General features: G+C 39.2%; 8 protein-coding genes. 5 read left to right on the forward strand and 3 right to left on the reverse strand.

Features of this window, described 5'->3' with window-relative positions; all coding sequences use genetic code 11:
* Positions 1-112 precede the first annotated feature (112 nt).
* Complete coding sequence (locus M23134_RS34730) at positions 113-1,363, forward strand: M48 family metallopeptidase (protein ID WP_045114935.1); 1,251 nt, start codon at positions 113-115, stop codon at positions 1,361-1,363.
* Between the two features lie 98 nt (positions 1,364-1,461).
* Here the strand turns inward: M23134_RS34730 and M23134_RS34735 are convergent, their stop codons facing one another.
* From M23134_RS34735 to M23134_RS34750, 3 genes are all read right to left on the reverse strand, one after another.
* A complete protein-coding gene (locus M23134_RS34735) occupies positions 1,462-2,091 on the reverse strand; it encodes a leucine-rich repeat domain-containing protein (protein ID WP_002705058.1) in 630 nt (209 codons plus the stop codon).
* Positions 2,092-2,225: 134 nt separating this feature from the next.
* Positions 2,226-2,678: a hypothetical protein gene (locus tag M23134_RS34740; protein WP_002705060.1), complete on the reverse strand. Its 453-nt coding sequence runs from the start codon at positions 2,676-2,678 to the stop codon at positions 2,226-2,228.
* A gap of 301 nt (positions 2,679-2,979) precedes the next feature.
* On the reverse strand, positions 2,980-3,447 hold the full coding sequence (locus M23134_RS34750) for a DUF4920 domain-containing protein (protein ID WP_045114940.1): 468 nt from the start codon (positions 3,445-3,447) through the stop codon (positions 2,980-2,982).
* A gap of 268 nt (positions 3,448-3,715) precedes the next feature.
* On the opposite strand from M23134_RS34750, the gene M23134_RS34755 reads away from it, so the two are divergent.
* The 4 genes from M23134_RS34755 to thrS all read left to right on the forward strand — a co-directional run.
* Positions 3,716-4,138 (forward strand): tetratricopeptide repeat protein, encoded by a 423-nt coding sequence (locus M23134_RS34755; RefSeq protein ID WP_157558802.1) that lies wholly within the window; start codon positions 3,716-3,718, stop codon positions 4,136-4,138.
* 365 nt (positions 4,139-4,503) lie between these two features.
* Positions 4,504-5,094 carry a tetratricopeptide repeat protein gene (locus tag M23134_RS39430; RefSeq protein ID WP_053337450.1) on the forward strand — a complete coding sequence of 197 codons (591 nt, stop codon included), beginning with the start codon at positions 4,504-4,506 and terminating at the stop codon, positions 5,092-5,094.
* 136 nt (positions 5,095-5,230) lie between these two features.
* Positions 5,231-5,836 (forward strand): SiaB family protein kinase, encoded by a 606-nt coding sequence (locus tag M23134_RS34765; protein ID WP_002705068.1) that lies wholly within the window; start codon positions 5,231-5,233, stop codon positions 5,834-5,836.
* A 204-nt stretch (positions 5,837-6,040) separates the two neighbouring features.
* The coding region (gene thrS / locus M23134_RS34770; protein WP_002705070.1) for a threonine--tRNA ligase at positions 6,041-7,774 on the forward strand (1,734 nt) is incomplete at its 3' end.

The raw sequence follows: 7,774 nt of genomic DNA on the forward strand, positions 1-7,774 counted from the left end.
CCATCAGGAGGTTCATTTACTTTATAATTTAATCAGGATTGTGTTATTTTGGCAATTCATAAGTCATTGACAAAAAGCTCTTGTTGATACGGTTAAAGTTAAACAAACAAATATGACCCCTCAAAACCTATTTATCATAATTATAGTTATACTCTGTTTTAATGAGTTATTAAGCAATCTATTGCTATGGCTCAATCTGAAAAATAGCCCAGCAAAATTACCCCAGGAGCTGGAGGGCTTGTATACAAATGAAGAATATCAAAGATCGTTGGCGTATAAAAAAGCAGTGGGGCATTTTTCGTTGTTCACTGGTACCTTGAGTTTTGTCGTTACCTTGATGCTTATTGTTACTGGTGGGTTTGCGGTAGTAGCCGAGTGGGTTAACGGGCAAGTAAATCATCCTATTGGACAAACAATGGTCTTTTTTGCGGTATTAATGCTCGCCAACAACGTCTTGACTTTGCCTTTTCAACTGTATAGTACCTTTGTGATAGAAGAGCGCTTTGGGTTTAACAAAATCACCCCTAAAACATTTATCATTGACAAGGTCAAAGGGTATATATTAGGAGGAGTTTTGGGGGGAGCATTAGGTTTTGCGTTTTTATACCTTATTGCCCAAATGCAGCAGCAGTTTTGGGTGTATTTTTGGGTGGTTATTGCAGTATTTATGGTGTTTATGAATATGTTTTATACCAGCCTTATTATGCCCTTATTTAACAAATTTACCCCGCTCGAAGAGGGCGAACTACGTACTTCAATAGAGCAATACTGCCAAAAGGTAAACTTCCCACTCAACAATTTATTTGTAATAGATGGCTCTAGGCGGTCTACCAAAGCCAATGCATTTTTTAGCGGCATGGGTGCCAAAAAGAAAGTAGTATTATACGATACCCTTATTCAAAACCATAGTACCCAAGAGCTGGTAGCAGTATTGGCACACGAGGTAGGACATTACAAAAAGAAACATATCCCAGTGAGCATGCTTATTTCGGTGTTGCAAATAGGGTTGGTTTTATGTATACTTTCGTGGTTTCTGTTCAACCCAGCATTGTCTCAGGCATTAGGAGCTTCATCGCTCAACATTGGGCTCAACCTCCTGGCTTTTGGTTTTTTATACTCACCCATTTCTATGATCACTAGTTTATTCATGAATATTTTTTCCCGCAAAAATGAATACGAAGCCGATGCGTATGCTTGCACTACTTATAATGGCAAAGCACTTGCCAGTGCCCTCAAAAAACTATCTAGCGACAACCTAAGCAACCTAACTCCCCACCCAGCCTATGTGTTTTTTCATTATTCGCACCCACCATTGCTGGCAAGGCTCAAAGCTATGCAAGAAACGGATGAATACAATATTTAGCGGCTTGTTCCAGAAGGCGTTGCCTGTTAGTGAGCTACCTACTTGTCGCACCGATATACACCGGTATCTAAGGACTTGAAACTCATAGCTTGTTTCTGTTACAGAATAATTCGGGTATGAGGCATACGGTTTTGTAAGTGTTCAATAAACGCTTTACTAAACTGGTTGCCCTCAAGGTATAATTCTGTCAATTGGCGAAGCTCTAAAAACGAAGAAGGTAAACCAGTGAGGTAATTTCTTTTGAGGTTTAAATAGCGCAGGTTTTTTAGCTGTCCTATGCTATCTGGCAGCGTTTCCAGCTTGTTTTGTCCTAGTTCAAGCCATTCAAGCTTTTTTAGTTGTCCCAGACTTGTAGGTAACTGGTGCAGGTAGTTACTGTCAAGGTTTAAATATTGCAATTTTTGTAGCTTGCCAATACTTTCAGGAATTACTTGTAATGCATTGGCGCATAAGTTCAGCATTTTGAGGTTGTGCAAACTTCCAATGGCATCGGGCAGGTGCTTTAGTTGTTCTAGAGCAAATAGTTCAAGTTTTTGCAAAGACTGCAGCGGTGTAAGTATGCCCTCTTCGAGGCAAAGAAATATTTTCAGAAATGTATTATTAAAGTCGACATACAACTCTTTAGGAACACCCATCCCTTTTACAATCTGAAGCGCCATCCTTATATTAGTTTCTTCGTCGCTGTCTAGCAAGCACTTAATCTTATAAATATCTTGCGTAGTGTGCATCAACCTTTCAGGGTGAGAGCTGCTATTTGTTAAAGCGCTATTCGATAAAGCTGTCATAAACACAAATTAATAAGTTCCATGGTTTCTTTTTCTAAACTATATCAAAGCCTGGTAAAGTGTGAAAACGTAAATAATTATTCTGAAATTTTTAGTTTTTTGATCCTTACCACAGGGCCAGGACAATAGCTTTGGTGGCAGGCGATGCAATTGTTTACCAGTAAATTGTATGCTTTCTTTTTATGCTTGGCTTTGTATATTTTTTCAGTATTGTTTACCATTAGCTGCGCCAATACTGTAAACTGTGGGGTTTTTACTTCAGCATCGGTAGGGGTAGCTACATGAATTGCTTTAAACTTCTTGAGCAATTGTGGTAGTTCTGATTGATTCACCACTGCTTTTTTGAGCAATCGCATGTCTTTATCCATTGCGCGCATTAACAGAGCCAATTCGCTGTCATCATTAGGGTACCTGCTACGGTCTTGTTCTGCCGCCAATTGCTTGAACAGTTTTTTATGGGGAGAAGAGCAGTTGTAGTTTACTGCACCCAAAAAAATGATGATACTTACCAAAAGAAAAGATTTTTTCATACTAAACCGACAATTGAGGTGAGCATTGTACTTGAACACTTCATAAGGTTTTTTTGCATGCTGCTTTTAATATTTTTCAACTCACAAACTTGACAACCAAGTTTGTGAGTCATGAAAGGATCAAACAGTAAGGAATGGTGTAAAAATAAAGTTCTATAGTAACGCCAAAATATTTTGTTGGCAGGAGAGGCAAAAAAACGTGTCATAGCAGCGCTACGGCAAGTTTTTTTAACGAATTCTGTCAGCGAAAGATGACGTTAAAAATGTAAATTTATTTTGGTACTATTCCTAAGAGAGTATTTTATTTATCTGACATTAAAATAACTCCGGTGGCTTCAAAAGTATATTTTTTCTGTGGTTGATTAATTGCTTCAATCTCTTTTTTACTCTTTCCGGCGTCTTGTGCATAATGACGTAACTGAGCCACCGTAATTGTTTCTTTTTTGGCTACACCTTCAATTACCGCAGTTTTTCCGTCACAGTCTTTGGGTACAAAGAAACCATAGTCTTTGAAACGTATAAATAGCTTATCATTCTTATCGCCCATGTCCATTTTCATCCAACAGCCCTTTTTCTTGCAAACAGCCAACACCTCTCCTTTAAGCTTTACTTTGCCACTTTTTTCTTTGGTCGCTAGAATTGTATACAACGACGAAGCATTTTGGGCTTTTTCTGTGGTTATTTTTTTGCCAAAGCGTTGCATGTTTTGGGCTTGGGCAAAGCAAATACTTACTGTGAAGAACAGGGCTACAACTAAAATATTTTTCATAAGCATGGTATTATTAATTTAAATGTAGTGAATGTCAATTTTTGTGTACAAATAGTACATGTCTGATTTATAAAATGATGGGTGACTAATCTGTACAAAAATATAGAATATTAACGCAAATTTATTAAAAAGTCAGTAAATTTACTTGATTATTAGTAGTTTATGGCAACAGACTTCAATCAAAAAACACAAAACATCGTTTCTTTGGTATGATTACTCACGTAACATGACAAAAGATTTTATTTACAATAACCCATCACAAGAAACAATGAGACAATTATACAAACTATGTGTTTTTTCGGCGGTAATCGTTATGAGCTGTATGGCACACATTGCACAAGCACAAGATACACCCGCTAAATTGCTTAAACAAGGTAAAGAAAAAAGCGCAGCTAAAGAATATAAGGCGGCGATTGCTTTATTTGACCAGGCAATAAAACTTGATGGCAAGTTTAAAAAAGCATATTACCATCGTGGAATGGCGCACTTTAAACTTGAAGACCTTCAGGAAGCAGTAGCAGACTTTAATCGTATCATTGCCATCGATGCAAAAAATGCGATGGCGTATGCAGGCAGAGCCCAGGTGAAATATGAAGCAGGTGATAATGAAGGGGCTTGTGAAGACATAAAAAAAGCTGGAGAGCTAGGATTTGCAGAATCTAGTGTATATATAAAGAAGTACTGTCGCTAAGAGCTTGCTTAAATTTTCACATTTAGCGTGATTTTCGATGAGTTTTGCTCTCAGATGCGTTAAACTTTGAAGACGACAACATCTGGTAGATGTTGGGCGAACCCCGTGTGACGGCAGCTATTGCAGATAACCGAACCTGTAGCTTTGCTATGGTGAGCTCTACTTTAGCTAAATTAACTTTGTTGAGCTCACCACAGCATAACTGCCCGATGAATCGGGATTTAGAAATAGGTTCGATTTAACAATATAAATATATGAGAGTGAAAATCGCGTAAAGCAAGCTCTGCCAACGGCTAATTTTAAACAAGCTCTAAAAGGTACTACACAACAAAACAGGTGTAGTCAAAAACCATCGAGTATTAAATATGTTTTTTTTCAAATTAAATAGTTTATCATTTATAATCATCATCACTATTATTGTCGGGTGTGTGTCTGGCCGTAAAGGAGCAGATGCCTATTTTAAATCGGGCAACATTAAAGCATATCAGGGAGACTACAAAGGAGCCGTGAAAGACTTTGGTAGGGCATTAAAAGTAAACCCTATGCACGCCAAGGCATACCTAGGACGCTCTAATGTAAAGTATAACTTAAAAAACTACAGAGGAGCAATTGAAGATTGCAATACAGCCATACAACTCAACCCCGATTTGATAGACGCTTACTTTAATCTGGGTATTTCATATTATGAACTCAAAAAATATAAAGAAGCAGTAAGCAAGCTAAGTACATCTATTAGGCGTAAGCCAAACGACCCTGAGGCTTATTATATCAGAGGCAAAGCAAAAATGTATTTGGGCGATACACTGGGTGCTTGCAACGATTGGCAATATGCTGCCAGTATGAGTTATATCAGAGCGGCAAAAATACAAAAGAAATATTGTACAGGTTTTAGTAAAAATTCTGCAATGGAAGAAGAAGCCCCAGCACAAGTAAGAGAAATAAGAGATAATAGGTGAAAACTTACTTAATATAAATAACGAATTTGGGCTGAAATTTGCTTTTGCAAAACAAAAATGACTTATTTGGGTATACTCAAAACGAGTAATCACTTTAATTAACCTTTTAAAATTAGCCGTAAAATACAGCGTTCCTATGTTATTAGACGATCTGCGAAATTTACGTAAGACGGTAGCTTCAGAGTCTATTCTTTTCTCATACCGGGGCGAAATTACCCAGGAATTGATGGTTTACTTTCTACGCATTGTAGATAAAAAACTGATTGGTTCTAAGGAAAGTCCCCTCATCAGAAGAAGAATACTCAATATTATGATCGAATCGTTGCAAAACGCGGTGAAACATGCCCGCGATTGGTACAACGAAAGCGAAATAGAACCAGAAAACGAAGCCATCTTTTTGCTATCTCGTCGAGATGACAAGTATTTGTTGATCAATGGTAATGCTGTAAAAAACGATGTAAAACCTTTCATAGAGCGTAAAATAGAAAACATCAATAGCTTGAGCAGTGACAAGCAGCGTAAACTGTTTCGTAACATTATCAAGTATGGTGTGTATGGCTCTAAAGGTGGTGCCGGATTGGGTTTCGTTGACATGGCTCGTAAATCTGGTGATTTGATCAATTTCGATTTTGAAGAAATTGACGAAAAATACTCTTATTTTACTTACCTTATTACGCTTGATCGTAACTCTATTCCTGAGCCCGATCTTACCCCTAAACCCAACACTGTATCTACAGTATAAGCATCAATTGATACTTGTTTGACCTGAACTCATGGCTTGCCAATGGTTTGGTTTTACAACAATTATGGGTTCAACCGATAATTTCTCCATTATTATTTTCCCTTCTTAAAACTTTTACAATCTTTGTAAATTATTGTTGGATAGGCTACTCAAGGAGTGGGCTGTTTGTAAAGCACACCATTGTTTAGCTACTAAACCTATATCATGAGTAACATCAAAATTACCTTGCCCGACGGGAGCGTGAGAGAGTACCCCGCTGGAACTACTGGACACGAGGTTGCCTTAAGCATAAGCGAAGGCTTGGCTCGTAATGTATTGACTGCCAAAGTAAATGGCGAAGTGTGGGAAAGTAGTCGTCCCATTCATGAAGACGCTACCGTAAGCTTATTGACGTGGAAAGATGAAGATGGAAAGCAAGCTTTTTGGCACTCCTCAGCCCACCTTTTGGCAGAAGCCGTAGAAGCATTGTACCCTGGAACCAAGTTTGGTATCGGCCCCTCTATAGAAAGCGGTGGTTTTTATTACGATATTGATACAGGCGATGACGTGGTGATCAATGAAGAGGCTTTTCCTAAGATTGAAGCAAAAATGCTGGAACTAGCCAAGCAAAAGAACGAGTTTGCGCGTAAGGAAGTAAGCAAGGCGGAGGCTATTGAGTACTTTACCGAGAAAGGAGACGAGTACAAACTAGAGTTGATTGATCGTTTGGAAGATGGTACGATCACTTTTTATACCCAAGGTAATTTTACTGATTTATGCCGTGGGGGACACATCCCCAGTACTGGGCTTATCAAAGCAGCCAAGTTAACCAATGTGGCAGGAGCTTACTGGTTAGGGCAAACCGATCGTAAGCAGCTGACCCGCATATATGGCATCACTTTCCCTAAACAAAAAGAGCTGAAGGAACACTTGGCTTTGTTAGAGGAAGCCAAAAAACGCGATCACCGTAAATTGGGGAAAGAACTTGAGCTGTTTACTTTCTCTGAGCGGGTAGGCAAAGGTTTACCACTATGGTTGCCCAAAGGTGCATTGTTGCGTGAGCGTTTAGAAAACTTTATGCGTAGGGCACAAATCAAAGCGGGATATTCACCAGTAGTGACCCCACACATTGGCAGCAAAAAACTATACGAAACCTCTGGACACTGGGAAAAGTATGGCGAAGATTCTTTTCAGCCTATAGCTACCCCACAAGAGGGAGAAGAGTTCATGCTTAAACCTATGAACTGCCCACACCATTGTGAGATTTATGCGTCAAAACCCCGCTCTTACAAAGACTTGCCTTTGCGTTTGGCAGAGTTTGGTACAGTGTACCGTTATGAGCAAAGTGGAGAGTTGCATGGGTTGACCCGTGTACGTGGCTTTACGCAAGACGATGCGCATATTTTCTGTACACCAGCGCAGGTAAAAGAAGAGTTTGGGAAAGTAATTGATCTTGTACTGTATGTATTCAGTGCTTTAGGTTTTGAAGATTACACCGCTCAAATTTCGTTGCGCGACCCCGAGAATAAAAGCAAGTACTTTGGTAAAGATGAAGACTGGGAGCAGGCAGAACAGGCTATCATTGATGTAGCGGCACAAAAGGGCTTACAAACAGTTACTGAATTAGGCGAAGCCGCTTTTTATGGGCCCAAGCTTGACTTTATGGTAAAAGATGCCCTGAAGCGTAAATGGCAACTGGGTACGGTACAGTTAGACTATCAATTGCCCGATCGTTTTGAGTTAGAATACACTGGTAGTGACAATGAGCGTCATCGCCCAGTAATGATTCACCGTGCACCATTTGGTTCATTGGAGCGTTTTATTGCCGTATTGACTGAACATTGTGCTGGTAAATTTCCATTGTGGCTGGCCCCTGAGCAAATTGCTATTTTGCCTATTTCGCAAAAGTTTCATGATTATGCACAAGAGGTATACGCCCAACTCGAAGAAAACGATATT

Source organism: Microscilla marina ATCC 23134 (genome assembly GCF_000169175.1).
GTDB lineage: Bacteria > Bacteroidota > Bacteroidia > Cytophagales > Microscillaceae > Microscilla > Microscilla marina.